Origin of the sequence: Nocardioides hwasunensis, assembly GCF_014779665.1 — a bacterium.
GTDB lineage: Bacteria > Actinomycetota > Actinomycetes > Propionibacteriales > Nocardioidaceae > Nocardioides > Nocardioides hwasunensis.
Window position 1 is genome coordinate 118,098 of the sequence record NZ_JACXYY010000001.1, and the last position, 25,852, is coordinate 143,949.

The following is a 25,852-nucleotide window of genomic DNA, read 5'->3' on the forward strand; positions in this document are numbered from 1 at the left end:
GGAGCGGGTGCCGCAACGTATAGCGTGTGCCCCGCACATCGCCCGCCGTCAGACAGGGGAGCTCACATGAGCGAGGGAACGCGCTCGGAGGACTACTCCGGCACCTACTACGACGATGCGCACCTCGGCGGCTACGACAACTACTCGTGGGACAACGACGAGTGGCGCGGGTTCTTCCTGTCGCTGGCGGAGCGGGTCGTGGGGATCGTCAACCCCCGCACGGTGCTCGACGTCGGATGTGCGCGGGGACTCCTGGTCCAGGCGATGGTGAACCGGCACGTCGACGCGACCGGCATCGACATCTCCGAGCACGCCGTCGAGAGCGCGCACGACGACGTCCGCGCCCGTCTCCGGGTGGCGTCGGCCACCGAGCCGCTCGACGCGAGGTATGACCTGGTGACCTGCATCGAGGTCCTCGAGCACATGAGCCCGCTCGACGCGCAGGCCGCGATCGACAACATCGCCGCCGCCACCGACCTGGTGCTGTTCTCCTCCAGCCCCGTCGACCACGACGAGGCCACGCACGTCAACACCCGACCCACCGCTCAGTGGGCCGCCTGGTTCGCCGAGCGCGGCTTCTTCCGGCGCACCGACGTCGACCTGTCGTTCGTGTCACCGTGGGCGGTCCTCCTCCAGCGCAGTGACATGACGGCCCACGCGATCGTGCAGCGCTACGAGGAGCAGTTCGCGCGCGTCAACACCGAGCTGGTGGCGAAGCGCAGTGCCCTTCTCGAGTCGCACCGGCGCATCGGCTCCCTCAACGAGCAGCTCGAGTCGCAGGTGTCGGGGAAGGTCGCCCAGCAGGCGGAGCTGGTCGAGCGGTGGCAGGCCGAGGTGCTCGACGCCCGCCACCACCTGCTGACCACCCGCGACCACGTCGTGGGCGCCGAGGCCGAGGTCACCCGCCTCACCCTCGACAACAAGAAGCTCCGCGGTGACCTCACCCGCGTGCGCAAGCAGCTGGGCAACGTGCGCGGACGTCTCAAGCAGGTCCGCCAGCGCGCCCAGACCCTGGAGCGGAAGAACCGCCGGCTCGCCGACGAGGCGGCGGCACTGCGGTCGCGTCCGTCGTTCGCCCGTCGAGCGGCACGCAAGGTGCTGGGCCGGTGAACGCACCCCTCTTCTCCATCGTCACGCCGGTCTACGAGCCGCCGGTCGACGTCCTCGGCGACACGATCGCCTCCGTCCTGGCACAGGAGTGCGAGGACTGGGAGTGGATCCTGGTCGACGACTGCTCGCCCACGCAGGCGGTCCGCGACCTCATCCGCGACCACTCCGCCCGGGACCCGCGGATCCGGCTGGTCGAGCGGGAGACCAACGGTCACATCGTCGCCGCGTCCAACGACGGCATCGACGCGGCCCGCGGGGAGTTCATCGTGCTGCTCGATCACGACGACCTGCTGACGCCCGACGCGCTGGCGGTCAACGCCGAGCGCATCCGCACCTTCGACGACGTCGACTACCTGTACTCCGACGAGGACAAGGTGGACGCCGAGGGGAACCTCTACGACGAGTTCCGCAAGCCCGACTGGTCGCCCGAGCGCCTGCGCGGTCAGATGTACACCTCCCACCTCTCCGTGATGCGCACCGAGGTGGTCCGGCGGGTGGGTGGATTCCGTGAGGGCTACGACGGGTCCCAGGACCACGACCTGGCCCTCCGCGTCAGCGAGGTGGCCCGTCGCGTCGTCCACATCCCCGAGGTGCTCTACCACTGGAGGGCCGTGGCCGGGTCCGCCTCGGCCGACATCAACGCCAAGCCGTACGCCACGATCGCGGGCGCCAAGGCCGTCCAGGACCACCTGGACCGGCTCGGTCTCGCGGCCGAGGTGGGGCAGGGGCCGGTCCCCGGCCACTACCGGATCACCCGCCGCCTGGATCCCGACGTCCGGGTCTCGGTCGTCATCCCCACCATCGGCCAGTCGGACCTGATCTGGGGATCACGACGCGTGATGGTGGTCGAGGCGGTGCGCTCCCTCCTCGCCAGGACCAGCCACGACAACCTGGAGGTCGTGGTCGTCTACGACCAGCCCACGCCGGAGCAGGTGTTGCGCGACCTGGAGGAGGTCGCGGGCGACAAGCTCGTCCTGCATCGCTTCACACGACCGTTCAACTACAGCGAGAAGATGAACGTCGGCTGCCTCCGGGCCACCGGTGAGCGACTGGTCTTCCTCAACGACGACGTCGAGGTGATCTCGGACGGGTGGCTCGAGCAGCTGGTCGCGCCCCTGGACGAGACCGACGTGGGCATGACCGGTGCGCGCCTCTACTTCAGCGACGACACCGTCCAGCACGCCGGCCACGCCTACGGCCGTGGTCACTACCTCCACCCCTTCAGGGACCTGCCGCGCCAGTCCTACGGGCCGTTCGGCGCGCTCATCATCAACCGTGAGGCGAGCGGGGTGACGGCGGCGTGCGCGGCCATGCGGCGTGACACCTTCGTCGAGGTGGGAGGGTTCTGCGAGGCGCTCCCTGCCAACTTCAACGACGTCGACCTCTGCTACAAGGTGCGTCGCCACGGCCAGCGCATCGTCTTCGTGGCGCCGGTCGAGCTCTACCACTTCGAGTCACGCAGCCGGGAGCGCGCGGTGCACGACTGGGAGCGCGACATCGTGCGTGGTCGTTGGGGCCTGCCCCACGACGACCCCTTCGTGCCCGACCACCGCCGGGCGCCCGCCAAGCGGGGCCAGGCTGCTCGACGCAGCGCCTGACGGGGCAGGGTCCCGACCGGCCCACTCGTGAGGGCCTGCACCTAGGATCGCCTCTCGTGTCCTTGAGCCAGTCGTCCGAGAGAAGCAGGTCACTGGTGCCGGTGATGGCGGCAGCCGGGATCAGCGGTGTGGCCGGCTACGTCGTGCTGGTGCTCGCCGCGCGCGTGCTCGACCCCGCGGTCAACGCCTCGTTCCTCGTCTTCTGGGGCGCCGTCTACGCCGCCTTCGGCGCGCTGGTCGGGCTGACGACCGAGACGACCCGGGCGGTCTTCTCGTCCGGCGACCGCGGATCGACCGCGGTGTTCCCCGTGCTGATCGGGATCGGCGGCTCAGCGGCCGCACTGGTCGGCGTGTCGGGCGTCTGGTGGGCGCCGCTGCTCTTCGGCGACGCGTGGTCGGGCCTGCTGCTCGCGATGGTGACGGGGATCGTCCTGTTCAGCCTGCAGTCCGGACTCAACGGAGCCGCCGCCGGAACCTCCTCGTGGACGGCGTACAGCCTGTCGCTCGGCTCAGAGGCCGTTATGCGTCTGGTCCTGTGCACGGTGGCCGCCGTGGTCGGCGGGCACCTGGTCGGCCTGGCCTGGGCCGTGGTGCTGGCGTGCAGCACGTGGATCGGGTGGGTCCTCGCTCGACGCGACTACCGCCGCTTCGTCCGCGTCCGGATCTCCGGGTCCCGGTCCGGGCTCGCGCGCCGCATGCTGGTGGCGTGCGCGGCGACGGGGTCGTCCGCCCTGCTGCTCGTGGGATATCCGGTCCTGCTCCGGGTGACCACGCCCGCAGACGTCTTCGCCGGGGCCGCACCGATCGTGCTGTCGGTCTCCCTGTCCCGAGCTCCCCTGCTGGTGCCGTTGGGGATCTACCAGAACGTCCTGGTGACCAGGGTGATCCGTGACGGACTGCAGGTGCTGCGTCCCATCGTCGGCGGGCTGGGTGTCGTGGCCGCAGTCGGCAGTGCGGCCGCCTGGTGGGCGGGTCCGTGGCTCCTGCACGTGATCAACCCGCACTACGACGTGTCGGGTCAGGTCTTCGCCGGTCTGGTGCTGACCGCCGGCCTGGTGGCCGCGCTCACGATCACCGGTGCGGCCACCGTCGCACTCGACCGGCACGCGACGTACCTGGCAGGATGGCTGGTGGCGACCGCCGTCGCGGCGCTGACCCTGCTGCTGCCCGGCAGCCTCGAGAGCCGGGTGCTCTGGTCCCTCGCGGCCGGTCCCCTGGCGGGGATCGCCGTCCACGTCGGCGGCGGCCTCGCCCGACGCAGCTGAGCCGACCTAGCGGGGGGTCACCGCGCGAACGCGTGCCTGACGACCTGCCGCAGGGCTCCGGCCCTGTCGTCAGGCGATCGCAGCGCGTCGGGAGCCAAGGTGATCGCGTGCAGGCGCGAGGTCCAGCGCGTCCTCGCCTCCCGCTCGGCCCTCCGCCAGCCGGTGCGGCGCATCTGCGCGGCGGCGTCGGCGAAGTAGCGTCGGTCCTGGGCGAACCTGCTCCCGTCGCTCAGGGCGGTGCCGGAGAGGCTGGTCTCGTGACGGCGGTAGGCGAAGGTCACCTGGGGATCCAGCAGCAGGGACGAGCCGTCGGTGACCATGTCCATGACCAGGGCGAGGTCGAGGATGATCGGCAGGTCCTGCCGGAAGGCCTGGCGCTTGACCTGAGCCGTCCGGAACATGAGCGACGGCCAGTAGAGCCAGTTGCCGCGCAGCAGGCTGACCGCCAGGTCCTCCCCGGAGAGCAGCAGGGGCACGGGCGTGCGGGGGGTCAGCCATCGCTTGACCCGGTCGCCGAGCGGTGACGACGCCTCCCCGTCGGCGTCGATCACCCGGACGCCGGGCTGGAAGATGTCGGCCGACGGGTAGGCGGCCAGGAGGGCGTGCGCGCGAGCGACGTACGACGGCTCGAGGACGTCGTCGCAGCCGAGGAAGACCACGGCATCACCCGAGGCGAGGTCGAGGCAGCGCTGGAAGTTCCCGGCGATCCCGAGGTTCTCGTCGTTGCGTCGGTAGCGGATGCGGGGGTCGCCCTCGCGCGCGAAGGAGTCGGCGACGGACGGATCGGGATAGCAGTCGTCGACCACCGTCAGCGTCCAGCGGTCGTCGTCCTGCGCGCGCACGCTGTCGATCGTCGTCCGCAGCAGGGAGGGGTCACCCCAGTAGGGGACGAAGATCTCCAACCGGTCGGCGGGCTCGGCCGTCAACTGGTCGACTCGTCGTGCGAGGGATCGTGCTGCTGCTCGGCCCGGTGGTTCCGGTCGACCTGGAGGCGGAGCAGCGCGAGCTCCTCGGCGAGGGTGCGGGTCCGCTCCTCGAGCCTGCTCAGCTCCGAGCTGTGCTGGAGGGTCAGCACCAGGATCACGATCGCGGAGCAGAAGAACAGCAGGTTGGCCGGCACCGCGAGCCCGACGGCGTCCGAGGCCTCGAACAGCAGGACAGGGAAGAGGGCGACCGTGATCACCGAGACGGCGACGAGCGCCCAGATCAGGGCGTACTTCTCGCGCAGCCGATGCCGGCGCATCATCTCGAACAGGGTCAGCAGGATGACCGCCGAACCGACGACGCCGAGGATGGTGCTGCCGCTCACGGTCGTGCCTCCGGACGAGCCCCGGACGGTCTGGTCGCAGGCCCGGGGGCTGCGGGGGACGGTGGCATCTCGGCGCCCTCCTCGAGCTGGGCCGGCCAGTCGCGGACGAGGGCGAGGAGCAGGGCGACGATGGCGCGGCAGAGATAGATCGCCGCCTTCACCGGCGAGTGGGACGCACGGCCCGCGGTCCTCGCCCGCATCGTGACCGGCACCTGGGTGATCCGACAACCGGCCCGGGCCGCGATCACGAGGGACTCGACCGTGTCGCCGAGGTACTCGGCCGGATAGTGCTGGGCGAACAGGGCGATCGCGCGTCGGTTGGAGGCCCGGAAGCCCGAGGTGACGTCGGTGAGGCGGGTACGGGCGAGCCGGGAGAGCACCCAGGCGAGCAGCACCATCGCCCAGCGGCGCGGTCCGCGCACGATGTAGGGGTCGTCGGCCTTCGCGAACCGCGCGCCGATGACCACGTCGGCGTCGCCCATCAGGTCGATGAGGTCGACGAGGTAGCGAGGGTCGTGCTGGCCGTCGGCGTCGATCTGCACCGCCACGTCGTAGCCGTTGCGCAAGGCGTAGCGGTAGCCGGTGCGCATCGCTCCGCCCACACCGAGATTGAACGGGAGGCGGCACACCGTGGCCCCGGCGGCCTCCGCGACGGCCGCGGTGCGATCGCCCGAGCCGTCGTCGATCACGAGGAGGTCGGCCCACGGAACGCACTCGCGGATCTCGTCCAGGGTCCCGGTGATGCTGTCCTGCTCGTTCCACGCAGGCACGATCACCAGGACCCGAAGCCCTTCAGGTCCTTGCGGCACGCCCGCGATGCTACCAACGGTGCGCCGATCGTCCGGACGCGTCATGCCTCACCCATCATGAGGGCCAGGCCCCAGGTGACGACGCCGAGCGCCAGCAGCACGTAGCGCAGCCACGGGCGTGGCCGGTCGATCAGGAGCGCGGCGGACAGCAGCGCCCACGGGAGCAACGAGTGGGCGTAGCGGCTGGGGAGCGGCACGTAGTTGTTCTCCACGAACCCGACGACGATCGCGAGCGCGGGAGCAGCCAGCACGGCGACCAGCACGGTGCTGGCGCCCACGATGCGGCGAACGGGGGCTGTGCCGCCCGACAGCGCCAGGCCGACGCACCCGCCGATGGCGAGGGCGGTGGCGACCATGTAGACGGGCAGGCTGGTGACGCCCGTGGCGTACGGAGCAAGTGCTCCGCCACCCATGCTGGGCAGGAAGTTGCCCAGCTCGACGACCAGGTTGCTGCCCTTGAGCGGCTCCCCGAAGCCGAACTTGGGCTGTTCGCCGACCGCGAGCGCGGACCGCAGGGCGATCCAGCAGCCCTGGGCGACGACAGAGACGACGATGGTCGCCAACGCCGAGACCGTGCGCCGGTCGACGACGAATCCGCGCAGGCGCGAGGCGGGCCCGTCGGGGCGCTGCGAGGCCTCGTAGGCCGCGGTGAGCATCAGCACCAGCGCGGCGGCGCCGAAGCCGATGAGGTTCTGCAGCTTGAACAGGGTGGCCAGGGCGCCCGCCAGTGGAAGGAGGACCAGCGCCCGTCTTCTGCCGTCGAGTGCCTGCATCGCCAGCAGGGCTGCGAGACCACCTGCGGCAAGAGCCGTGGCGTCCGTGGAGATGTAGGTGTTCCCCCAGTAGGCCGCGAGCGATCCCACCATGACGAGGTTCAGGCCCACCGCCACCGGGATCGGGACGTTGCGGCGCCGCATCGCGAGGTAGAGGAGCACCGCGCCGAGCGCGAGCCAGGCGCCGCCGACCATGCGGCCCGCACTCACGAAGTCCACGCCGGCCCAGATGAGGGGCTGGGCGAGGACGCGGGTGACGCCGAAGTACAGCGGTGTGTAGAGATCGGCGGTGGTGCCGCCCTCGATGGGGTATCCGACGCTGTTGGGCTTGCGGCACGCGGCCGGGTTGACCTGCATCTCGGGGATGTTGCGCACACCGTGGCAGACGACGTACTTGCGTGCGAAGAACGGCATCGCCTCGCCACGACGCACGATGCCGTGGTCCGCGACGTTCGCGTAGTAGCCGATGTACTGGTACTCGTCGATCGGGGACAGCATCTCGTGCTCGTTGACCTGGTCGGTCGTGAAGACGAACGACGCCACGATGAGCGCGAGCACGGCGAGCAGGTCGCCCCGCCGTCGCCACCAGGCGGGCTTCGGTCCCGACGAGGCACCCGCGTCCGCAACACCGTTCATGGACCGGACCCTAACGAAGCCGTGAGGTCCCTTAAAATCCGCCATCGGCGGCCGGTGGGGACCGTGCGGATGTGTGTGTCCGGGCCGGTGGGCACGCGTTAGGGTGCGGCGCATGAGCAATCCCTCGGCGGACCAGCCCGACCACCACGCGCCCGACACCCGGTCGCAGGAGTACGCGGACCGGTTGCGCGACCTGAGCGGGGCGCGCTGGAAGCAGGTCCTGGACGTGCAGCGGCCCTATCGCTGGAACCTCCACCGACAGGGTCTGGGCAGGACTCTCGACGTCGGCTGCGGGATCGGCCGCAACCTGCTCAACCTCGGCGCCGGCTCGGTCGGGGTGGACCACAACGCGGAGTCGGTGGCCGAGTGCCGCGCACGCGGCCTCGAGGCCTACACGTCCGAGGAGTGGATGGGCGGCGCGGAGGTCGCCGTGCCCGAGTCCTTCGACGGCATGCTCGTCGCGCACGTGCTCGAGCACATCGAGCCCGAGCACTGGGAGGGGGTCGTGTCGGCCTACCTCCCCTATCTCCGGCCGGGCGGCAAGGTCATGATGATCTGCCCGCAGGAGAAGGGCTACACCACCGACGCGACGCACGTGCACTTCACCGACGGGGCCCAGATGGCTGCCTTCGCCGAACGCCTCGGGCTCGTGGTGGAGAAGAACTACAGCTTCCCGTTCCCGAGGTTCGCCGGGCGGTTCTTCCCCTACAACGAGTTCTGCCTCGTCGCGCGCAAGCCCGCCTGACCCACCAGAGAGCAGTCCCGAGCCGTGCCCCAGCAGCAACCCGAGCAGCAAGCCCCGCCGGTCCAGCGCCTCCGCGTGCGCTACGCGAAGCGCGGCCGCCTCCGCTTCACCAGTCACCGCGACTTCAGTCGCGCCTTCGAGCGCGCGGTGTTCCGGGCGCGGGTGCCGATGGCGTACTCGTCCGGGTTCAACCCGCACCCGCGCATCTCCTACGCCGGTGCGGCGCCCACCGGCTCGGCCAGCGAGGCCGAGTACCTCGAGCTGGCGCTCGCCGAGGTCGTCGTGCCGGCCGACGTCCACGCCATGCTCGACGAGGCCCTCCCGCCCGGGCTCGACGTGATCGAGGTCGTCGAGTCGCCGGGCGGCTCCCTGGCCGACCTGCTCGAGGGCAGCCGGTGGCGCATCGACCTGGCCGCCGACCGTGGGACCACGGTGGGTGCCGTCGCTCGCTTCCTCGACGCCGAGGAGGCACTGGTGGAGCGGATGACCAAGAAGGGCATGCGTGAGTTCGACGCGCGCGGAGCCGTCGTCTCGCTGGTGGTCCTGCCCGCCGACGACGCGCCCGAGGGACGGACGTCGATCGAGGTCGTGCTGCGCCACGGCACTCCGGCGGTGCGTCCGGACGACGTGCTCCGGGGGTTGGCCTCGGTGGCGTCGCTGGAGGCGGGGGAGTCGCCGCTGATGACCCGCCTGGCCCAGGGGCCGTTGACCGATTCGGGCGACATCGGCGACCCGCTGGCGGTTCGCACCTAGGGATCCGCACGGATCGTGTGCGATACTCGCCACGTTCGACGCCCCGACGAGAGCCGGGATACGTCGAGCCGACGACGTTCTCGCTGCCTGCCAGGTGTGGGCGGCACCCCGAGCGGGTGGACGTCACCGGACCGCGACGCGGCCAGCAGGAGTCGGTGACAGCGACTCCGTGGTGGCCCGGCGACCGCGGCAGGTGATGGATCAGCTTCTCGGAGACGCATCCTGCGGAGGGGTCGCCGCCACAGAAGCTTTGCGTCTCCCTTCTCGCCCGGCGAGGACGGTGGACGCCGTATCGGCACCGTCTCGGTGCCCGAGGAGCACCACATGCTCGATGAAGACCAGCCCGGCCGCACCGACTCAGGGACCGACTCCAGCGGCGAGGCGCCGGCCGCGCCGGAGGGCTCGACGGCAGCGGCCGAGGCCCCCGCGCCCGTCGTGACGCGTCGCACGCGCAAGGCGCCTGCCAAGAAGGTCGCCGCCCCGGCGCCGGCCGACGAGGGCGCCGACGCAGCCACGGACGCCGCGCCCGACGCGGCGCCGGCGAAGAAGGCCGCCGCCAAGAAGGCGCCCGCCCGCAAGAGCGCCGCGCGCAAGTCCACGGCGAAGAAGGCGGCGCCCGCCGCCGCGGACGAGGTCCCGGACGAGACCGCTGCCACGATCGAGGCCGTCGAGGCGGCCGAGTCCGCCGCCCCGGTCAAGAGGGCCACCACGCGCAGGTCGGCCACCAAGAAGGCCCCGGCGAAGCGCGCCACGAGCAAGAAGGCCGCCGAGGCGCCTGCCGCCGCGGAGGATGCCGCAGCCGCCGACGACACCGGTGAGACCGACGACGCCGCCACCGGCCACGCCGTCCTCTTCCAGGCGCCGGTCGTCACCACGACCACCCGCCGCACGCGCAAGAAGGCCGCGCCCGCCCCCGTCCCCGTCGAGACCGCCGAGAGTGACGAGACGGCAGAGTCCGCCGACGCGGGCGCCGACGGGACCGTCGACGCCGCGCCCACCAAGAGGGCGCCGCGCAAGCGGGCTGCGAAGAAGGCCGCTCCGACCCCCGCCGAGGCCGAGCAGGCCGACGACGCGGCCGAGGCGAGCGAGAAGCCCGCCGCGGCCGACGCGAGCGAGAAGCCCGCGAAGTCGGGCAAGGGCCGCACGTCCGGCCGCAGGAGCGCCCAGGACGCCCCGGTCGAGGTGCCCGCGATCGAGGACGACGAGGACGACGAGTCGTCGACGGGGACGGCTGCCCAGGGCGACCAGCCGGACAGCGAGTCCGCGACCGGCTCCGAGACGGACTCCGAGTCGGACTCCGAGGCCGACACGGACGACGACGGCTCGGACGGCGAGGGCGGCAACGCCCGCCGCCGTCGCCGCCGCGGTGGGCGTCGCCGTCGCAAGTCGTCCGACGGCACCGACGGCGCTGAGGGCGGCTCGGACGACACCACTGAGGACTCCGGCGATGCCGGCAGCTCGACCGACGAGGAGCCCGACGGCTCCGAGGGCAGTGGCGAGGGGACGTCACGGCGTCGCCGTCGTCGTCGCCGTGCCGGCGAGGACGGCGGGTCGGACGACAACGCACCCAACACCGTGACGCGGGTCCGCAAGGGCCGCTCCGCCGAGGACCAGATCACCGCGGTCTCCGGCTCGACCCGCCTCGAGGCCAAGAAGCAGCGCCGCCGCGAGGGACGGGAGGCCGGCCGACGTCGTGCCCCGATCGTGAGCGAGGCCGAGTTCCTCGCCCGCCGCGAGTCCGTCGAGCGCGTGATGGTGATCCGCCAGCGCGAGGACCTCACCCAGATCGGCGTCCTCGAGGACAAGGTGCTCGTCGAGCACTACGTCGCCCGCGAGTCGCAGACCTCCCTCATCGGCAACGTCTACCTCGGCCGGGTGCAGAACGTGCTGCCGTCGATGGAGGCCGCCTTCATCGACATCGGCAAGGGCCGCAACGCCGTGCTCTACGCCGGCGAGGTCAACTGGTCCTCCCTCGGCCACAAGGAGGGCCAGCCGCGCAAGATCGAGTCGGTCCTGTCCAGCGGCCAGATGATCCTGGTGCAGGTCACCAAGGACCCGATCGGCCACAAGGGCGCACGCCTGACCAGCCAGGTCAGCCTCGCCGGCCGGTTCCTCGTCTACGTCCCGGACGGCACCACGTCGGGGATCTCGCGGAAGCTTCCCGACACCGAGCGCAACCGCCTCAAGACCCTGCTCAAGGAGATCGTCCCCGACACCGCCGGCGTCATCGTGCGCACGGCGGCCGAGGGCGCCAGCGAGGAGGAGCTCACCCGCGACGTCGAGCGCCTGAAGTCGCGCTGGGAGGACATCGAGAAGAAGTCCACCAACCGGGGATCCGGCCCGCAGCTGCTCTACGGGGAGCCCGACCTCACCCTGAAGGTGGTCCGTGACCTCTTCACCGAGGACTTCGTCAAGCTCGTCATCGAGGGCGACGACGCCTGGGGCACCGTGCGCGACTACGTGGAGTCGGTGGCCCCCGACCTCGCCGAGCGCGTCGAGAAGTTCGAGCGGGGCGCGACGGGCGGCGACATCTTCGCCACCTACCGGGTCGACGAGCAGATCCACAAGGGGCTCGACCGCAAGGTCTGGCTCCCCTCGGGCGGCTCGTTGATCATCGACCGCACCGAGGCGATGACGGTCGTCGACGTCAACACCGGCAAGTTCACCGGCTCCGGGGGCAACCTGGAGGAGACGGTCACCAAGAACAACCTCGAGGCCGCCGAGGAGATCGTGCGTCAGCTGCGGCTGCGCGACATCGGCGGCATCATCGTCGTGGACTTCATCGACATGGTCCTGGAGTCCAACCGCGACCTGGTCGTGCGCCGGCTGGTCGAGTGCCTGGGCCGCGACCGCACCCGGCACCAGGTCGCCGAGGTCACCTCGCTCGGCCTGGTCCAGATGACCCGCAAGCGCATCGGCACCGGACTGCTCGAGTCGTTCAGCGAGAACTGCGAGCACTGCCACGGCCGCGGCGTCGTGATCAAGGACCAGCCGGTCGACCCCCACGCGAAGGCCGACGACGCCGGCGGCGAGGGCCGTCGCAGCAACCGTCGCCGCGGTCGCCGTGGCTCGTCGGACGCGGACGCGTCCGGTGACGGCAACGGCAACGGCAACGGCAACGGCAACGGCAACGGAAACGGGAGGCCGGCCGAGCACCACGCACCGTCGCCGAAGGACGTGGCCGCGATGGCACGTCACGAGAAGCCGAGCGAGGACACCTCTGCCGACGCCGACGAGGACGCCGCCGGCGCTCCTGTCGAGGTGTCCACCCAGGTCGACACGGTCGAGCGACCCACCCGGTCCGCGGACGACGCCACCGCGGTCGAGGACGCTGCGACGGGGGACGCTCCCGCCGAGGACGTCGCGGCCGAACAGACAGCTGACGAGCCGGAGCAGGCGGTGACCGAGCAGGCCCCGGCCGAGCCGGAGCAGGCAGTGACCGAGCCGGAGAAGCCGCGCGTCGTCACGCGTACGCGCCGTCGCTCCGCCAGCCGGCCGGCCGGCCCCCCGGTGGTCCCCGACCTGCCGGCGGCGTCCGGAGTGGGCGTCGTGCCCTCGTCGGGCACCGTGGAGCCGGGCACGGCGGACGTCGAGCCGAGCGCCGACGCGGAGTCGAGCGCCGCTGACGCCCCCGTGGTCGAGCACGTCCCGATCAAGAAGAAGGGCTCGCGCAAGCGATGACGACGTGGCACCGGGCGGCGGACGTCGTTTTGCCCGGTCGCCACCCGATCCCGTACTCTTGACCGTCGGTGTCCAGCACACCTTCCCTGCGCGCCCGCCCCGCGGCGTAGTCGCCCGAAGCTCCACATGGACTTCACGGCGGTGTCGTGCGCAGACCCGTTTCTTCAGACCAGTCGTCAAACCCGCAGCAACGCATCGAGGAGAGTGACTCGCCGTGTACGCAGTCGTGCGCAGTGGCAGCAAGCAGCAGAAGGTTGCCGTCGGCGACGTCATCGAGATCGACGCGCTGGCCGCAGCCGGTGACACCCTCACCCTGCCCGTGGTGATGGTCGTCGACGGCGACAAGGTCACCGCGACCGGCCTCGACAAGGCGAGCGTGACCGTCGAGGTCACCGGCCGCACCAAGGGCCCGAAGATCATCATCCAGAAGTACAAGAACAAGACCGGCTACAAGAAGCGCCAGGGTCACCGCCAGAAGTACACCCAGGTGAAGGTCACCGACATCTCCCTCTGAGCACTCGCTCGAGGTCGACTCGTCTCTTCCAGAAGGACTGAACAATGGCTCACAAGAAGGGTGCCGCGAGCACCAAGAACGGCCGCGACTCGAACTCGCAGCGCCTCGGCGTGAAGCGCTTCGGCGGCCAGGTCGTCGGCGCCGGCGAGATCATCGTCCGTCAGCGCGGCACGCACTTCCACCCGGGCACCGGCGTGGGTCGCGGCGGCGACGACACCCTGTTCGCCCTGCAGGCCGGTGCCGTCGAGTTCGGCACCCGCCGCGGTCGCCGCGTCATCAACATCACGCCCGTCGACTGAGCCTGCGAAGTCGACACAAGGGCGGGAGATTGAGGAGAGCTCGGCTCAGATCCGAGCTTGCGAGGAGCTGAGCGACTCGTCTTGAAGTCCGACCACCACAGGGCGTCCCCGATCGGGGCGCCCTTTGTGGTTTCGAGGCTCGCTCCGCTCGCACCTCAACCACCGAGAGAATTGAAGGAATCCCATGGCCATCCCGACGTTCGTCGACCACGTCACGCTGCACCTCGCAGCCGGACGAGGTGGCAACGGTGTGGCCTCGGTCCACCGTGAGAAGTTCAAGCCGCTCGGTGGCCCCGACGGCGGCAACGGTGGTCAGGGCGGGTCGATCATCTTGGAGGTCGACACGAGCGTCACGACCCTGGTCGACTATCACCACAGCCCCAAGCGACGCGCGGAGAACGGTGGCCAGGGCGCCGGAGACCACAAGAACGGCGGCAACGGCAAGGACCTGACCCTCGTGGTCCCCGACGGCACCCTCGTTAAGGACAGCCGAGGCAACGTGCTGGCCGACCTGGTGGGCCAGGGGACGACCCTCGTCATCGCGGCGGGTGGTCGTGGGGGACTGGGCAACGCGGCCCTCGCCTCCTCCAAGCGCAAGGCCCCGGGATTCGCGCTGCTGGGCGAGCCCGGGGACGAGCTCGACGTACGCCTCGAGCTCAAGGTCGTCGCCGACGTCGGCCTGGTCGGGTTCCCGAGCGCCGGCAAGTCCTCACTGATCGCCGCCATCTCGCGCGCGCGGCCCAAGATCGCGGACTACCCGTTCACCACGCTGGTGCCCAACCTCGGTGTGGTCACCGCGGGCGAGACGACCTTCACCGTCGCCGACGTGCCGGGCCTCATCGAGGGTGCTGCGGAGGGTCGCGGCCTCGGCCACGACTTCCTGCGCCACATCGAGCGGTGCGCCGCCCTCGTCCACGTGGTCGACACCGCCTCGATCGAGCCGGGCCGCAACCCGCTCGACGACCTGGAGATCATCGAGGGCGAGCTGTCGCGCTACGGCGGGCTCGAGGACCGGCCCCGTCTCGTCGCGCTCAACAAGGTCGACGTGCCCGACGGCCAGGACATCGCCGACATGGTGGTCGAGGAGCTGCGCGCCCGCGACCTCCGGGTCTTCGAGGTCAGTGCCGCCTCCGGGTCGGGCCTGCGTGAGCTCACGTTCGCGATGGCCGAGATCGTGGCCGCCGCCCGTGCGGAGCAGCCCGCGGTCGAGGCCCAGCGCATCGTGCTGCGCCCGCAGGCCGTCGACGGCGGTGCCGACTTCGAGGTCGTCGCGACCGAGGACGGGTGGCGCGTGCGCGGCACCAAGCCCGAGCGGTGGGTGCGACAGACCGACTTCAGCAACGAGGAGGCCGTGGGCTTCCTCGCCGACCGGCTCAACCGGCTCGGGGTGGAGGACAAGCTGGTGGCCCTCGGCGCGGAGGAGGGCGACACCGTCCTCATCGGCCCCGAGGACAACTCGGTCGTCTTCGACTTCAAGCCCAGCATCGAGGCGGGTGCCGAGATGCTCGGCCGTCGTGGTGAGGACGAGCGCCTGCGTGAGGTCCGACCCGCGCGTGATCGTCGCCGCGACATCGCGGAGGCGATGGAGACCAAGGCCGAGGAGGAGGCGCGCGCCGACGTGGCCCGCCGCCTCGACGAGGCGAAGGGCAAGAAGGGCCGTACGCGCAGCACCGGCAGCTCGGGCGTCGGTCCGATGTCCTACGAGATCGGCAGCAAGGACGACCCCGACTGGGGCGGGGAGCAGGACTCGGAGTGAGCGACCGCGCGGGGCTGGTGCGCGCTGCTCGGCGCATCGTGGTCAAGGTCGGCTCGTCGTCGCTGACCACCGCCGCGGGTGGGATCGACCCGGGGCGGGTGCGCCGGCTCGTGGAGGTTCTCGCGGCCGCCCGCGATGCCGGCGCGGAGGTGGTCCTGGTGTCGTCGGGTGCGATCGCGGCAGGTCTCGCGCCTCTCGGGCTGAAGAAGCGTCCGAGCGCGCTGCCCGCGCAGCAGGCCGCCGCGTCGGTGGGCCAGGGTCTGCTGGCGCACCGCTACCAGGAGGAGTTCGCCCGCCACGGCATCGTGACCGGACAGGTCCTGCTGACCGTCGACGACGTCACCCGGCGTGCCCACTACCGCAACGCCCACAACACCTTCGCCAAGCTGATCGAGCTCGGTGTCCTCCCGATCGTCAACGAGAACGACACGGTCGCGACCTCGGAGATCCGCTTCGGTGACAACGACCGGCTCGCTGCGCTCGTGGCCCACCTGGTGCACGCGGACCTCCTCGTCCTGCTCTCCGACGTCGACGGCCTCTACGACGGCCCGCCGAGCCGCACGGGGTCCCGGCTCGTCCCGGTCGTGCACTCCGACGCCGACCTCGCCTCGGTGGTGATCGGCTCTGCCGGCTCCTCGGGCGTCGGCACCGGCGGGATGACCACGAAGGTCGATGCCGCACGGATCGCCACCGGCGCCGGCATCGACGTGCTGCTCACCTCGGCCGACCAGGCCGCGGCCGCGCTGTCGGGCGCCGAGGTCGGCACCCACTTCGAGGCCACCGGCAAGCGGCGTCCGACCCGGCTGCTGTGGCTGGCGCACGCGACCTCGGGCCAGGGCACGCTCACGCTGGACGACGGCGCGGTGCGTGCCGTCGTCGAACGTCGCGCCTCGCTGCTCGCGGCCGGCGTCACCGCCGTCGGCGGGACCTTCGTGGCCGGCGACGCCGTCGACCTGCTGGCCACCGACGGGACCGTCGTCGCCCGCGGGCTGGTGAACTTCGACGCCGACGAGCTGCCCACCCTCCTCGGGCGCTCGACCAGTGAGCTCAAGTCCGCGCTGGGCGCGGCCTATGAGCGCGAGGTCATCCACCGCGACGACCTGGTGCTGCTCTAGTCCGGAGCCGCGAGGACCTCGTCGAGCTCGTCCATCGTGCTGCCGAACGCCGCAGCCAGGTCGACGTCGTAGGCGTCGGCGAGGGTCAGCACGCTCCAGAGGCAGTCGGCCAGCTCGTGTGCCAGCGCCTCGTCGAGGTCATCGCGAGGCCGCACGCCCGCCTTGCCCTGCACGAGCTTGGCCAGGTCGCCCACGTCGCCGAGGAAGCCGAGCATGATCTCCTCGGTCGTCCACGAGCGCCCGTAGGCGTTCGCCTCGACCTCGGCGTACCGCGCGCGCACCGATCGGGCTCGCTCCTGCATCTGCTGGAACTCCATGGCCGTGATCCTGCCGCAGCGACGTCCTCAGCCGAAGGAGCGGGGAAGGTCCAGCGCGGCGGCCAGGCGCTCGGCGTACGGCCGGCGCTCCTCCGGGGTCCGGACGCGGACGTGGTTCCTCCGTCCGGGCGAACGGGGTGTGAAGGTGGCCACGCGGGGCGGGATCGCGGAGGTGGCCGCGTAGGCTTGGCAGGTCATGACCCAGCCGCTCGTCTACCTCGACCACGCCGCGACCACGCCCATGCTGCCGGTCGCCGTCGAGGCGATGACGCGGCAGCTCGCCGGGGTGGGCAACGCCAGCTCGCTCCACGCCTCGGGCCGTGGTGCCCGACGCGTCGTCGAGGAGTCGCGCGAGTCCATCGCGGGGATGATCGGCGCGCGCCCCGCCGACGTCGTCTTCACCTCCGGCGGCACCGAGTCCGACAACCTCGCGCTCAAGGGCATCTTCTGGGCGCGCCGTGCCGAGGACCCCCGCCGCACCCGCATCCTGTCGACCTCGATCGAGCACCACGCCGTCCTCGACCCGCTGCACTGGCTGGCCGAGACCGACGGTGCGGAGGTCGAGCTCCTGCCGGTGGACTCCGAGGGCCGCCTGCGCATCAGCGTCCTGCACGAATCCATCGCGCGCGACCCGGGCTCGGTGGCCCTGATCTCGGTCATGTGGGCCAACAACGAGGTCGGCTCGCTGCAGCCGATCGACGAGGTCGTCGCCCTCGCCGCCGAGCACCGGATCCCGGTCCACACCGATGCCGTGCAGGCGGTCGGGCAGGTGCCGGTCGACTTCGCCGCGTCGTGCGTCGACGCCCTGACCTTCACCGGGCACAAGGTCGGCGGCCCCTACGGCGTCGGCGCCCTCGTCGTACGCCGTGACCTGGCCGTGAGTGCCCTCGTGCACGGTGGCGGGCAGGAGCGCGACATCCGCAGCGGCACCCTCGACGTCCCGGCGATCGCGGGTCTCGCGGCGGCGGTGGAGGCATCGGTCAAGGCCCAGCACGACCACGCGATCCGGATCGCAGAGCTCCGCGACGACCTGGTCCGCCGCGTGGTCGAGGTGGTGCCCGACGCCCACCTGCACGGTGCTCCGACCGGTCCGCTGCGGCTTCCCGGCAACGCCCATCTCGGCTTCCCCGGCTGCGAGGGCGACTCGCTGCTGATGCTGCTCGACGCCCGGGGCATCGAGTGCTCGACAGGCTCGGCCTGCTCGGCCGGCGTACCGCAGCCGTCCCACGTCCTTCTTGCGATGGGTTGCACCGACGACGAGGCCCGGCACTCGCTGCGCTTCTCGCTCGGCCACACCACCACGCCCGCCGACGTCGACGCGCTCGTCGCGGCCATCGGCCCGGTCGTGGAGCGCGCCCGCGCGGCGAAGTCGCGATGAGAGCGGACCGCTGATGCGTGTCGTCGCCGCCATGTCCGGCGGGGTGGACTCCGCTGTCGCCGCCGCCCGCGCCGTCGAGGCGGGCCACGACGTCACGGGCGTGCACCTCGCGCTGAGCCGCAACCCGGCGTCGTACCGCTCCGGGGCCCGCGGCTGCTGCACCATCGAGGACAGCAACGACGCCCGCCGCGCCGCCGACGTCATCGGCATCCCGTTCTACGTCTGGGACCTCTCCGACCGCTTCCACGAGGACGTGGTCGAGGACTTCATGGACGAGTACGCCGCAGGCCGCACGCCGAACCCCTGCCTGCGCTGCAACGAGAAGATCAAGTTCGCCGCGGTCCTCGACCGGGCGCTCGCGCTGGGCTTCGACGCCGTCGCGACCGGCCACTACGCGCAGCTCCGCACCGGCACCGACGGGCTGATCGAGATGCACCGCGCGGTCGACCACGGCAAGGACCAGTCCTACGTCCTCGGGGTGCTCGACCAGGGCCAGCTGCGGCACTCGATGTTCCCCCTGGGCGACACCGACAAGCCCACCGTGCGCCGCGAGGCCGAGCGCCGCGGGCTGCTCGTCGCCGACAAGCCCGACTCCCACGACATCTGCTTCGTCGCCGACGGCGACAACGCCGGCTGGCTGCGCGAGAAGCTCGGCGACCGCGCACCCAACCACGGCGGCGACATCGTCGACGCGACCACGGGCGAGACGGTCGGCAGCCACACCGGCACCTACGGCTTCACCATCGGCCAGCGTCGCGGTCTCCGGCTCGGCGTCCCGGCGGCCGACGGCAAGCCGCGCTTCGTCCTCGACATCGAGCCGGTCACCGGCACCGTCACCGTCGGCCCGCGCGCGCGGCTCGCGGTGGACCACGTCTCCGGGATCAGGCCGCGCTGGTGCGGCACCGTCCCCGAGCGCGTCGACGGCACCGTCCAGCTGCGCGCCCACGGCCGCGAGCACCGCGCGGTCGTCACCGTCGAGGGGGACGAGGTCGACATCGAGCTGCTCGACCCGGCCGAGGGCATCGCGCCCGGCCAGGCCGCGGTGATCTACGACGGCACCCGCGTCGTCGGCTCGGCCACCATCGCCGCCACCCGGCCCGTCGCAGCTGCCCGGATGAGCGACGCATGACGACTGCCACCGGCGTCGGGTCGATGCCCGGCGACTCCGACGACGCGTACGCCGAGGCGGTCCGGCTCGTGCTCGGCGAGCTGCCCGACCTCCCGCACGTCCCCGAGCTGCCGGGTCGCGGCGTGACCGCCGCGATGACCGGTCGCGCGCTCGCCGTGGTCGACGGTCTGGCCGCCGACCTCCAGCCGGCCGGCTGGCGGCTCACGGACACCAGCGGCGTCGACCACCGTCGCGCCCGGTCCCTGCTCGCGCAGGACCTCGACACCGTCGAGGAGCTCGCGCAGGACTACACCGGCACGTTCAAGACCCAGGTCGCCGGGCCGTGGACCCTGGCCGCGACCGTCGAGAAGCCCCGCGGCGACAAGGTGCTCAGCGACCACGGCGCCCGGCGCGAGCTCGCGCAGGCGCTCGCCGAGGGCATCACGGTCCACCTCGCCGACCTCCGGCGCCGGATCAGCGGCGTGGACCGCTGGATCGTGCAGGTCGACGAGCCTGCCCTCGCGGCCGTCGTCAACGCCCAGGTCCCGACCGCGAGCGGGTTCGGCCGGCACCGCCGGGTCGACCTGCCCGAGGCGTCCGCCCATCTCGAGTGGATGGTCGCGGCGATCTCCGACGCGGGCGGTGAGGCGTGGGTCCACTCCTGCGCGCCGCAGACGCCGTGGTCCCTCGTCGCCGGGACCGGTGCGCACGGGCTCTCCGCCGACCTCGACGTGCTCGGACCCGCCGACCTCGACACCTTCGCCGAGGTGCTGGAGAGCGGTCGCAGCGCCGCCCTCGGCGTCGTACCCTCCACCGACCCGGCCACGGAGCCCTCGGACGCGCGGCTCACCGAGCGTGTCCAGCGCTGGCTCGACATGCTCGGCCTCGACCCGGAGGGCGTGCGCGACCACCTCCTCGTGACCCCTACCTGCGGGCTGGCGGGCGCCACTCCGGGATGGGCGGCACGAGCGGTCCGCCTGGCGGCGACGGTGGCGCGCAACCTCTGAGGGTCGCGCCCGACCGATCGGCCCGGTCGAGCCACTGCGTCACCCGGGTGGTGTGCAGCAGACGGACGACCACGAGGGTCGCGACCATCGTGCCGGCGACGAGCGGCAGAAGCTCGGTCGGCCGGGTCACGAGCGCGTCGACGAAGGCGTTGCGCCACCACACGTCGCGGACCGGGGTGTACATGTCGTCGGAGATCGCGCCTGGGGCGACCAGCACGACCTGCAGCACCGCCACGGGCACGAACCACCTCCGCGCCCGCTCCGAGAGCCACGGCGCCGCGAGCGCCAGCGCCGGGGCGAGGCTCGCCACGAGCTCGAGGCTGGTGCGGTAGCCGTAGAAGTGGTCGCCGCCGCTGAAGCGGTTGAGCACCGCCTGGCCGAGGGTGTACGACGCCCCGCCCGCCGCGAGCCAGCGCGCCCAGTCGGGCAGCTCGCGCCGGTGCCGCCACGCGGTGGGGCCGAGCACCAGCAGGAGCGGCGCCCACCACAGCAGTCCGCGGTCGGCGGAGAGCACGAAGCCGAGCCAGTTGAGCGGGTCGAGCGCGTGCCCCGCGGCGCCGCTGGTGAAGTCGCCCGCCCGGTAGGCCGAGGTCGGGTCCCACGAGCCGTACATCCAGCGGGTCCAGACCGACACCAGACCGAGCGAGGCGAGCGCGACGATGCCCGTCCGCAGGGCGATCCCGGGCCGTCGCCGCGACCACGCGAGCCCGAGCCCGACGACCGCGCAGACCACCGCCGCGTGCAGCCGACCCCAGAGCATCACGCCCCCGAACAGACCGGCCAGCCACCAGCGGCTCCGGTCGGCCGCCCACGCCGTGCCGAGGATGCCGAGCGTGGTCAGGGTGTGGGGCCAGATCGCGTCGGCGGAGACCGACCACACCGGCGTCGCGAAGCCGAGGATGCCAGCGGCCACCAGCGCGGCGTGGGTGCCGATCCGGTCGCGCACGCTGAGGAAGAACAGCACCACGGCCAGCGCGGTGAGCAGTGCCGCGGTCAGGCCGCCGGGCAACGGGTCGACCGTCGCGGGTCGCGCGAGCGCGTACGCCGGGACGACCGCCGCGATCACGCCCGGCGACCGGCCGACCGCCTCGCGGCCGTCGGCGGTCTCGACGAGCCATGTCTCGCGGATGACGTTGTCGTCGAGCAGCGGGAAGTCGGAGATCTCGGGGACCGGGTCGCCGGTCGTGGCGATGTGGCGCGCGGCGAACTCCGCGGTCCACGCATCGGGGCTCGGAGCGGGGTTCGTGGTGAGGGCGTAGACGCACGCGAGGAGGGCGAACAGCACGAGGGGGAGCAGCCGCCGGGGCATGCGCGTCATTGTCCACACGGATCGTGACCGGATCGAGACCTGTGGCCGAGCGCTCGCCCACCGTTCGCCGACGCGTCACCTGGGCGAGGCTCGCGGGTCCCGGGACGTGCTTAGCGTCGCCGACGTGAAGCTCGTGGTGCAGGTGCCCTGCCTCGACGAGGAGGAGACGCTCCCGCTCGTCCTCTCCTCGATCCCGGACTCGATCCCCGGCATCGACGAGATCGTCGTCGTCATCATCGACGACGGCAGCTCCGACCGGACCGTCGAGGTGGCCCGGTCCTTCGGCGTGACCGAGATCGTGCGGCACCACCGCACCCAGGGGCTGGCCAGGTCCTTCACCGACGGCGTCAACCACGCGCTCGCGATCGGTGCGGACATCGTGGTCAACACCGACGGCGACCACCAGTACCCGCAGGAGCGCATCGCCGACCTCGTCCAGCCGATCCTGCGAGGTGAGGCCGACATCGTCGTCGCGGACCGGCAGGTGGGCCTCATCGACCACTTCTCCCCGGCCAAGAAGGCGCTCCAGCGCTTCGGCTCGAAGGTCGTCAACGTCGCGGCCCGCACCGAGCTCCCCGACGCGGCCAGCGGGTTCCGCGCCTACTCGCGCGAGGCGCTGATGCGGCTCAACACCGTCACCCGGTTCAGCTACTGCATGGAGACGATCATCCAGGCGGGCAACAAGAACCTCGCCATCACGAGCCTGCCCGTGATCACCAACGCCAAGACGCGCGAGTCGCGGCTCTTCTCCTCCACGCGCCAGCACGTCTTCCGCTCCGGCGCGGCGATCGTGCGCGCCTACGTGATGTATCGCCCCTACGTGATCTTCGGCGCGATGGCAGTGCTCTTCGGGCTGCTCGGCATCGCGCCCTACGTGAGGTACGCCGTCCTGGCCGCGGCCGGGCAGGGGGGCGGGCACGTGCAGTCGCTCCTGGTGGGCGCCGCCCTCGTCGTCGTGTCGTCCCTGTGCGCGATGCTCGGCATCGTCTCCGACCTCATCCGCACCAACCGCGCCCTGATCGAGACCAACCTCGAGCACACCAAGCGCGCCCGCTACGACATCCTGCGCGTGCCGGCCACGCCGTCGATCGAGCGGCCCGTGCCGGCGGTGCGGCACCGGCACGGGCAGGCGGGCATCCGGTGAAGGCGCTCTACGTCCGGCTCGTGCGCGCGCTCGAGGCGCCCCTGCGCGTGCTCGGCGTGCTGTCCCTCCTGCAGCGCCGCGCGCCACGGTCGCGCACGGCCACCTGGCTGGTCTCGCTCCTCGCGATCCACGACGTCGACGGGCTCGGCCGGCTCGACGTGCCGTGGTGGACCTTCGACTCCGCCGACCGGGTCGAGACCTGGCTGCGTGAGCACCCCGGTGCCCGGGTCTTCGAGTGGGGCTCGGGAGCCTCGACGCTGTGGCTCGCCGCCCGCTCCGGCTCCGTGCACTCCGTCGAGCACCACGCCGGCTGGGCACAGGTGCTCGCGCCCCGGCTGCCGGCCCACGTCGACCTCCGGATCGTCGAGCCGGTCACGACCGATGCGCCGCTCGTCGCGTCCGCCAAGCCCGGCCACGACCGGATGGACTTCGCCGACTACGTCGCCGCCATCGACGACGTACCGGGGGAGTTCGACCTGGTCGTCATCGACGGCCGCGCCCGCGAGGCGTGCCTGGCTCGCGCCGTCGAGCGAGTGGCGCCCGGCGGCGTGATCGTCTTCGACAACGTGGACCGCCGGCGCTACGTCGACGCCATCGACACCGCGCTGGCGACCGCGGGGGACCGGCTGACCATGACGATGACCCGGGGGCTCACCCCGGCACTGCCCTACCCGACCCGCACCGCCCTCCTCCACTCGTCGCCCCCAGGGGTCGCGTGACCCGGCAGCGAGCCCTCAGCGCGGCCCGCTGGCTCTTCGTCCTGCTGACCCTGGCCCTGGCCTGGTGGGGGTTCCGCGGCCGTTGGGGGGAGATCGCTCACGCGGCGTCCGGCGTCGGTCCGCTCCGGTCGGTCGGCGCCGTTCTGTGCGCCGCCGCCGGGCTCGCCCTGACCGGCCTCCTGTGGCGGCTGCTGCTGCGCTGGGTCGGCTCGGACGTCGGCGCCCGCGATGCGGCCGCGGTCTTCTTCGTCGGACAGCTCGGCAAGTACGTCCCCGGTTCGCTGTGGAGCGTCGCCGCGCAGGCCCAGCTCGGCCGGCGTCACGACGTGCCCGCCCGCTCCAGCGTCACGGCATCCGCACTGTTCCTCCTCGTGCACACCGCCAGCGGCCTCCTCGTCGGCGGGCTCCTGTCCGCGCTCGGGGCCGTCGACCTGCCGCGCGGCGTCGCCGTCGCGTGGGCGTGGGGCGCGATGGCTGCCGGTGCGGCTCTGCTGGCACCGCCCGTGGTGCGCTGGCTCGCCGACAGGCTCGCCGGCAACGACGTCCGCGCGGTGTTCGGGGGAGCGGAGCTGCTGCGCACGGTCGGGCTGATGGCGCTCGTGTGGGTGCTCTACGGCGCCTCGCTCCTGCTCGTGGTGCCCGTCGCCGGCGGCACGCCAGGCTTGGTCGGCGTGACGGCTGCGTTCGCACTCGCCCATGCCATCGGCGTGCTCGTCGTCGTCGCGCCGGCCGGCGTCGGCGCTCGGGAGGCCGTCCTCGTCGCGCTGCTCTCGCCCGCGCTCGGCGTCCCGGAGGCCGCTGCGGTGGCCCTCCTCTCGCGGGTCGCCCACGCCCTCGCGGACTTCCTGGTCGCCGGCCTGGCCGCGTACGCCGCTCGCACGCGCGGTCCGCGCGGCGCCGTCCCGGTGCGCGTCGCGGAGGCCAGCGCGTCGACGACCACACCCATGGGAGGCACTTCGTGATCGCCAGGATCCGCCGCACCGCCCGCGCGGTCGCCGACCGGCCCGACGCGCTGCCGCTGCTCGCCGCCGGTCTGCTGCTCTTCGTCGGGGTGCAGGTCGCCCTGATGTCGCGGGTCCCCAGCTGGGCCAACGACGAGCCCGCACACGTCGGATACGTCGCCTCGCTGGCCGAGGGACGCCTGCCGACCATCGACACCGACATCGTCGACGACCCCTCGCGGTTCCCCCTCACAGCGGAGGAGTTCTCCGGACGCGACGAGGCGCACGGGGACATCTGGACGGCGAACCACCCGCCGCTGTTCCACCTGGCGATGGTGCCGGTGTGGTGGGCGCTGCACGACGTCAACCAGAGCGGCATGGTCATCACGATGAGGATCGCGAACACGATCGGGTTCGCCGTCTGGCTCTACCTGGTCGGGATCCTCGCGCGCCACCTCGTGCCCGCCCGGCCGGCCGTCGCGGCCCTGGCGGTCGTGGTGGCGACGGCTCCCACGCTGGTGCTGCGCTCGTCCTACCTGCAGAACGACGGCTGGGCAGCCGCATCAGCGGTGCTCCTGCTCCTGATGACCGTGCGGATGCTGCGCGAGGAGGTCACGCCGCAGCGGGTCGCCATCGCGGTGGCCGCCGGGACGATCGCGGCGGGCACCCGGGCCCAGGGGGTGCTCGTCGTCGCGCTCTGCTCGACGGTGCTGCTCGTCGCGCTGGCACGTCGGCACCGGGGCCCCTGGGCGGGTTGGCGGCCGGGACTGACGGTGTTCGCGCTCGTCGGAGGAGTCCCGGCGGCGGCCTGGGGATGGTTCTACGTCCGCAACCGCCGCCTCTACGGCGACGTCACAGGACAGGACGCCCTGCTGGAGAAGTTCGAGCGGTCCCCGGTCCCGGTGGACCGGTTGTTCACGATCCGCACGCTCGAGCAGCCCGTCGTCGCGACCTCGCTCGCGCTCGTGGCCGCACTGGTGCTGATCCCGCTCGCGCTCCGGGCGTCGGTCCGTCGCCACGGCGTTCGCTGGGACCCGGTGTGGTGCCTCCTGCTCGTGCACGCGAGCCTGACCCTGGGGAGCCTGGTGGGCTTCATGCGGGCAGGCGGTGGCTTCCACGACCGCTACCTGATGCAGGCCATGCCCCTGCTCGCCACGGCGACGGCGGTCGGGATGGTGGGGGTGGGGCGCTGGTGGCGGTCCGCCTCTCCGGGGACCGTCGCGGCCGGACGGCGCGACTGGTGGGTGGCCGTCTGGTGGTCGGTCGTGCTGCTCGGGTGGCTCGCAGCGACACTCGTCTGGCTGGAGGACCGGCACATCTTCAGCCGGCAGGAGCTCTCGCCGGTCGAGGGGCCAGTGCCACCGGTCCTGGTGGTGGTGGTGATCGTCCTCGGTGCGGCCATCGTCGCGGTCATGGTGCGCCGGGCCCGGGCCTTCGACCCGGGTCCCCACCGCGTCGGCGCCGTCTCGGTCGGTCGCCTCGAGGGCGCGGACACGGCCGACCTGCGCGCGCTCGAGGGCCAGCTGGTGCCGCGGCGCTGACCTCCGCCCGCCGCGCCGGGCCTCA

General features: G+C 72.3%; 24 protein-coding genes. 17 read left to right on the plus strand and 7 right to left on the minus strand.

The genetic code is table 11. The features are described 5' to 3' along the window. Nucleotides 1-66: 66 nt before the first annotated feature. Genes IEZ25_RS00645 through IEZ25_RS00655 form a run of 3 tightly spaced genes read left to right on the plus strand, consistent with a single transcriptional unit; the run spans nt 67 to nt 3,973 of the window. A complete protein-coding gene (locus IEZ25_RS00645) occupies nt 67-1,110 on the plus strand; it encodes a class I SAM-dependent methyltransferase (RefSeq protein ID WP_191197478.1) in 1,044 nt (347 codons plus the stop codon). Next, on the plus strand, nt 1,107-2,708 hold the full coding sequence (locus IEZ25_RS22050; RefSeq protein WP_191197479.1) for a glycosyltransferase family 2 protein: 1,602 nt from the start codon (nt 1,107-1,109) through the stop codon (nt 2,706-2,708). The genes IEZ25_RS00645 and IEZ25_RS22050 overlap by 4 nt, the downstream gene beginning before the upstream one ends. A 56-nt stretch (nt 2,709-2,764) precedes the next feature. Continuing rightward, on the plus strand, nt 2,765-3,973 hold the full coding sequence (locus IEZ25_RS00655; protein WP_191197480.1) for a hypothetical protein: 1,209 nt from the start codon (nt 2,765-2,767) through the stop codon (nt 3,971-3,973). Nucleotides 3,974-3,990: 17 nt separating this feature from the next. On the opposite strand, the gene IEZ25_RS00660 is transcribed toward IEZ25_RS00655, so the two are convergent. Genes IEZ25_RS00660 through IEZ25_RS00675 form a run of 4 tightly spaced genes read right to left on the minus strand, consistent with a single transcriptional unit; the run spans nt 3,991 to nt 7,500 of the window. Further along, the gene (locus IEZ25_RS00660) at nt 3,991-4,899 is read right to left on the minus strand and encodes a glycosyltransferase family 2 protein (RefSeq protein WP_191197481.1); all 909 of its coding nucleotides are present in this window, start codon (nt 4,897-4,899) and stop codon (nt 3,991-3,993) included. Further along, nucleotides 4,896-5,282: a DUF2304 domain-containing protein gene (locus IEZ25_RS00665; RefSeq protein ID WP_191197482.1), complete on the minus strand. Its 387-nt coding sequence runs from the start codon at nt 5,280-5,282 to the stop codon at nt 4,896-4,898. Before IEZ25_RS00665 ends, IEZ25_RS00660 begins: the two co-directional genes overlap by 4 nt. Beyond that, the gene (locus tag IEZ25_RS00670) at nt 5,279-6,091 is read right to left on the minus strand and encodes a glycosyltransferase family 2 protein (RefSeq protein WP_318151962.1); all 813 of its coding nucleotides are present in this window, start codon (nt 6,089-6,091) and stop codon (nt 5,279-5,281) included. Before IEZ25_RS00670 ends, IEZ25_RS00665 begins: the two co-directional genes overlap by 4 nt. Nucleotides 6,092-6,132: 41 nt before the next feature. Further along, nucleotides 6,133-7,500: a hypothetical protein gene (locus IEZ25_RS00675; RefSeq protein ID WP_191197484.1), complete on the minus strand. Its 1,368-nt coding sequence runs from the start codon at nt 7,498-7,500 to the stop codon at nt 6,133-6,135. Between the two features lie 112 nt (nt 7,501-7,612). Here IEZ25_RS00675 and IEZ25_RS00680 point away from each other — a divergent pair, with 112 nt between their 5' ends. From IEZ25_RS00680 to proB, 7 genes are all read left to right on the plus strand, one after another. Beyond that, on the plus strand, nt 7,613-8,245 hold the full coding sequence (locus tag IEZ25_RS00680) for a class I SAM-dependent methyltransferase (protein WP_191197485.1): 633 nt from the start codon (nt 7,613-7,615) through the stop codon (nt 8,243-8,245). 24 nt (nt 8,246-8,269) lie between these two features. Further along, on the plus strand, nt 8,270-8,998 hold the full coding sequence (locus tag IEZ25_RS00685; protein ID WP_191197486.1) for a TIGR03936 family radical SAM-associated protein: 729 nt from the start codon (nt 8,270-8,272) through the stop codon (nt 8,996-8,998). A gap of 324 nt (nt 8,999-9,322) precedes the next feature. Then, nucleotides 9,323-12,679, plus strand: coding sequence for an Rne/Rng family ribonuclease (locus IEZ25_RS00690; protein ID WP_191197487.1), 3,357 nt, complete (start codon nt 9,323-9,325; stop codon nt 12,677-12,679). 214 nt (nt 12,680-12,893) lie between these two features. Beyond that, nucleotides 12,894-13,193, plus strand: coding sequence for a 50S ribosomal protein L21 (rplU, locus tag IEZ25_RS00695; RefSeq protein WP_191197488.1), 300 nt, complete (start codon nt 12,894-12,896; stop codon nt 13,191-13,193). A gap of 44 nt (nt 13,194-13,237) precedes the next feature. Continuing rightward, nucleotides 13,238-13,492 carry a 50S ribosomal protein L27 gene (gene rpmA, locus IEZ25_RS00700; protein ID WP_191197489.1) on the plus strand — a complete coding sequence of 85 codons (255 nt, stop codon included), beginning with the start codon at nt 13,238-13,240 and terminating at the stop codon, nt 13,490-13,492. Nucleotides 13,493-13,676: 184 nt separating this feature from the next. After that, a complete protein-coding gene (gene obgE / locus IEZ25_RS00705) occupies nt 13,677-15,248 on the plus strand; it encodes a GTPase ObgE (protein ID WP_224748253.1) in 1,572 nt (523 codons plus the stop codon). Next, the gene (gene proB / locus IEZ25_RS00710) at nt 15,245-16,363 is read left to right on the plus strand and encodes a glutamate 5-kinase (RefSeq protein WP_318151963.1); all 1,119 of its coding nucleotides are present in this window, start codon (nt 15,245-15,247) and stop codon (nt 16,361-16,363) included. The genes obgE and proB overlap by 4 nt, the downstream gene beginning before the upstream one ends. Here the strand turns inward: proB and IEZ25_RS00715 are convergent. Together IEZ25_RS00715 and IEZ25_RS00720 are read right to left on the minus strand one after the other, a co-directional pair. Further along, nucleotides 16,360-16,680 (minus strand): nucleoside triphosphate pyrophosphohydrolase family protein, encoded by a 321-nt coding sequence (locus IEZ25_RS00715; protein WP_191197490.1) that lies wholly within the window; start codon nt 16,678-16,680, stop codon nt 16,360-16,362. The genes proB and IEZ25_RS00715 overlap by 4 nt on opposite strands. A gap of 27 nt (nt 16,681-16,707) precedes the next feature. Further along, complete coding sequence (locus IEZ25_RS00720; protein ID WP_191197491.1) at nt 16,708-16,878, minus strand: hypothetical protein; 171 nt, start codon at nt 16,876-16,878, stop codon at nt 16,708-16,710. Between IEZ25_RS00720 and IEZ25_RS00725 the strand changes: the two genes are divergently transcribed. Genes IEZ25_RS00725 through IEZ25_RS00735 form a run of 3 tightly spaced genes read left to right on the plus strand, consistent with a single transcriptional unit; the run spans nt 16,877 to nt 20,173 of the window. Next, nucleotides 16,877-18,058, plus strand: a complete 1,182-nt coding sequence (locus tag IEZ25_RS00725) for a cysteine desulfurase family protein (RefSeq protein WP_191197492.1) — start codon at nt 16,877-16,879, stop codon at nt 18,056-18,058. The two genes, IEZ25_RS00720 and IEZ25_RS00725, sit on opposite strands and share 2 nt — an antisense overlap. Nucleotides 18,059-18,071: 13 nt before the next feature. Further along, nucleotides 18,072-19,187 carry a tRNA 2-thiouridine(34) synthase MnmA gene (gene mnmA, locus IEZ25_RS00730; RefSeq protein WP_191197493.1) on the plus strand — a complete coding sequence of 372 codons (1,116 nt, stop codon included), beginning with the start codon at nt 18,072-18,074 and terminating at the stop codon, nt 19,185-19,187. Beyond that, a complete protein-coding gene (locus tag IEZ25_RS00735; RefSeq protein ID WP_191197494.1) occupies nt 19,184-20,173 on the plus strand; it encodes a uroporphyrinogen decarboxylase/cobalamine-independent methonine synthase family protein in 990 nt (329 codons plus the stop codon). Before mnmA ends, IEZ25_RS00735 begins: the two co-directional genes overlap by 4 nt. On the opposite strand, the gene IEZ25_RS00740 is transcribed toward IEZ25_RS00735, so the two are convergent. After that, nucleotides 20,091-21,482: a hypothetical protein gene (locus IEZ25_RS00740; RefSeq protein WP_191197495.1), complete on the minus strand. Its 1,392-nt coding sequence runs from the start codon at nt 21,480-21,482 to the stop codon at nt 20,091-20,093. The genes IEZ25_RS00735 and IEZ25_RS00740 overlap by 83 nt on opposite strands. A 124-nt stretch (nt 21,483-21,606) precedes the next feature. On the opposite strand from IEZ25_RS00740, the gene IEZ25_RS00745 reads away from it, so the two are divergent. Genes IEZ25_RS00745 through IEZ25_RS00760 form a run of 4 tightly spaced genes read left to right on the plus strand, consistent with a single transcriptional unit; the run spans nt 21,607 to nt 25,827 of the window. Then, complete coding sequence (locus IEZ25_RS00745) at nt 21,607-22,626, plus strand: glycosyltransferase family 2 protein (RefSeq protein ID WP_191197496.1); 1,020 nt, start codon at nt 21,607-21,609, stop codon at nt 22,624-22,626. Continuing rightward, the gene (locus IEZ25_RS00750) at nt 22,623-23,345 is read left to right on the plus strand and encodes a class I SAM-dependent methyltransferase (RefSeq protein WP_191197497.1); all 723 of its coding nucleotides are present in this window, start codon (nt 22,623-22,625) and stop codon (nt 23,343-23,345) included. Before IEZ25_RS00745 ends, IEZ25_RS00750 begins: the two co-directional genes overlap by 4 nt. Further along, nucleotides 23,342-24,307 (plus strand): lysylphosphatidylglycerol synthase domain-containing protein, encoded by a 966-nt coding sequence (locus IEZ25_RS00755; RefSeq protein WP_191197498.1) that lies wholly within the window; start codon nt 23,342-23,344, stop codon nt 24,305-24,307. Before IEZ25_RS00750 ends, IEZ25_RS00755 begins: the two co-directional genes overlap by 4 nt. Then, nucleotides 24,304-25,827: a DUF2142 domain-containing protein gene (locus IEZ25_RS00760; protein WP_191197499.1), complete on the plus strand. Its 1,524-nt coding sequence runs from the start codon at nt 24,304-24,306 to the stop codon at nt 25,825-25,827. The genes IEZ25_RS00755 and IEZ25_RS00760 overlap by 4 nt, the downstream gene beginning before the upstream one ends. Nucleotides 25,828-25,852 lie beyond the last annotated feature (25 nt).

Coding starts and splice junctions, on each gene's coding strand:
- IEZ25_RS00680 (WP_191197485.1), top strand. CDS start 7,613: ATGAGCAATCCCTCGGCGGACCAGCCCGACCACCACGCGCCCGACACC.
- IEZ25_RS00715 (WP_191197490.1), bottom strand. CDS start 16,680: ATGGAGTTCCAGCAGATGCAGGAGCGAGCCCGATCGGTGCGCGCGCGG.
- IEZ25_RS00690 (WP_191197487.1), top strand. CDS start 9,323: ATGCTCGATGAAGACCAGCCCGGCCGCACCGACTCAGGGACCGACTCC.
- mnmA (WP_191197493.1), top strand. CDS start 18,072: ATGCGTGTCGTCGCCGCCATGTCCGGCGGGGTGGACTCCGCTGTCGCC.
- rpmA (WP_191197489.1), top strand. CDS start 13,238: ATGGCTCACAAGAAGGGTGCCGCGAGCACCAAGAACGGCCGCGACTCG.
- IEZ25_RS00735 (WP_191197494.1), top strand. CDS start 19,184: ATGACGACTGCCACCGGCGTCGGGTCGATGCCCGGCGACTCCGACGAC.
- obgE (WP_224748253.1), top strand. CDS start 13,677: ATGGCCATCCCGACGTTCGTCGACCACGTCACGCTGCACCTCGCAGCC.
- IEZ25_RS00740 (WP_191197495.1), bottom strand. CDS start 21,482: ATGCCCCGGCGGCTGCTCCCCCTCGTGCTGTTCGCCCTCCTCGCGTGC.
- IEZ25_RS00720 (WP_191197491.1), bottom strand. CDS start 16,878: ATGACCTGCCAAGCCTACGCGGCCACCTCCGCGATCCCGCCCCGCGTG.
- IEZ25_RS00725 (WP_191197492.1), top strand. CDS start 16,877: ATGACCCAGCCGCTCGTCTACCTCGACCACGCCGCGACCACGCCCATG.
- IEZ25_RS00645 (WP_191197478.1), top strand. CDS start 67: ATGAGCGAGGGAACGCGCTCGGAGGACTACTCCGGCACCTACTACGAC.
- IEZ25_RS00675 (WP_191197484.1), bottom strand. CDS start 7,500: ATGAACGGTGTTGCGGACGCGGGTGCCTCGTCGGGACCGAAGCCCGCC.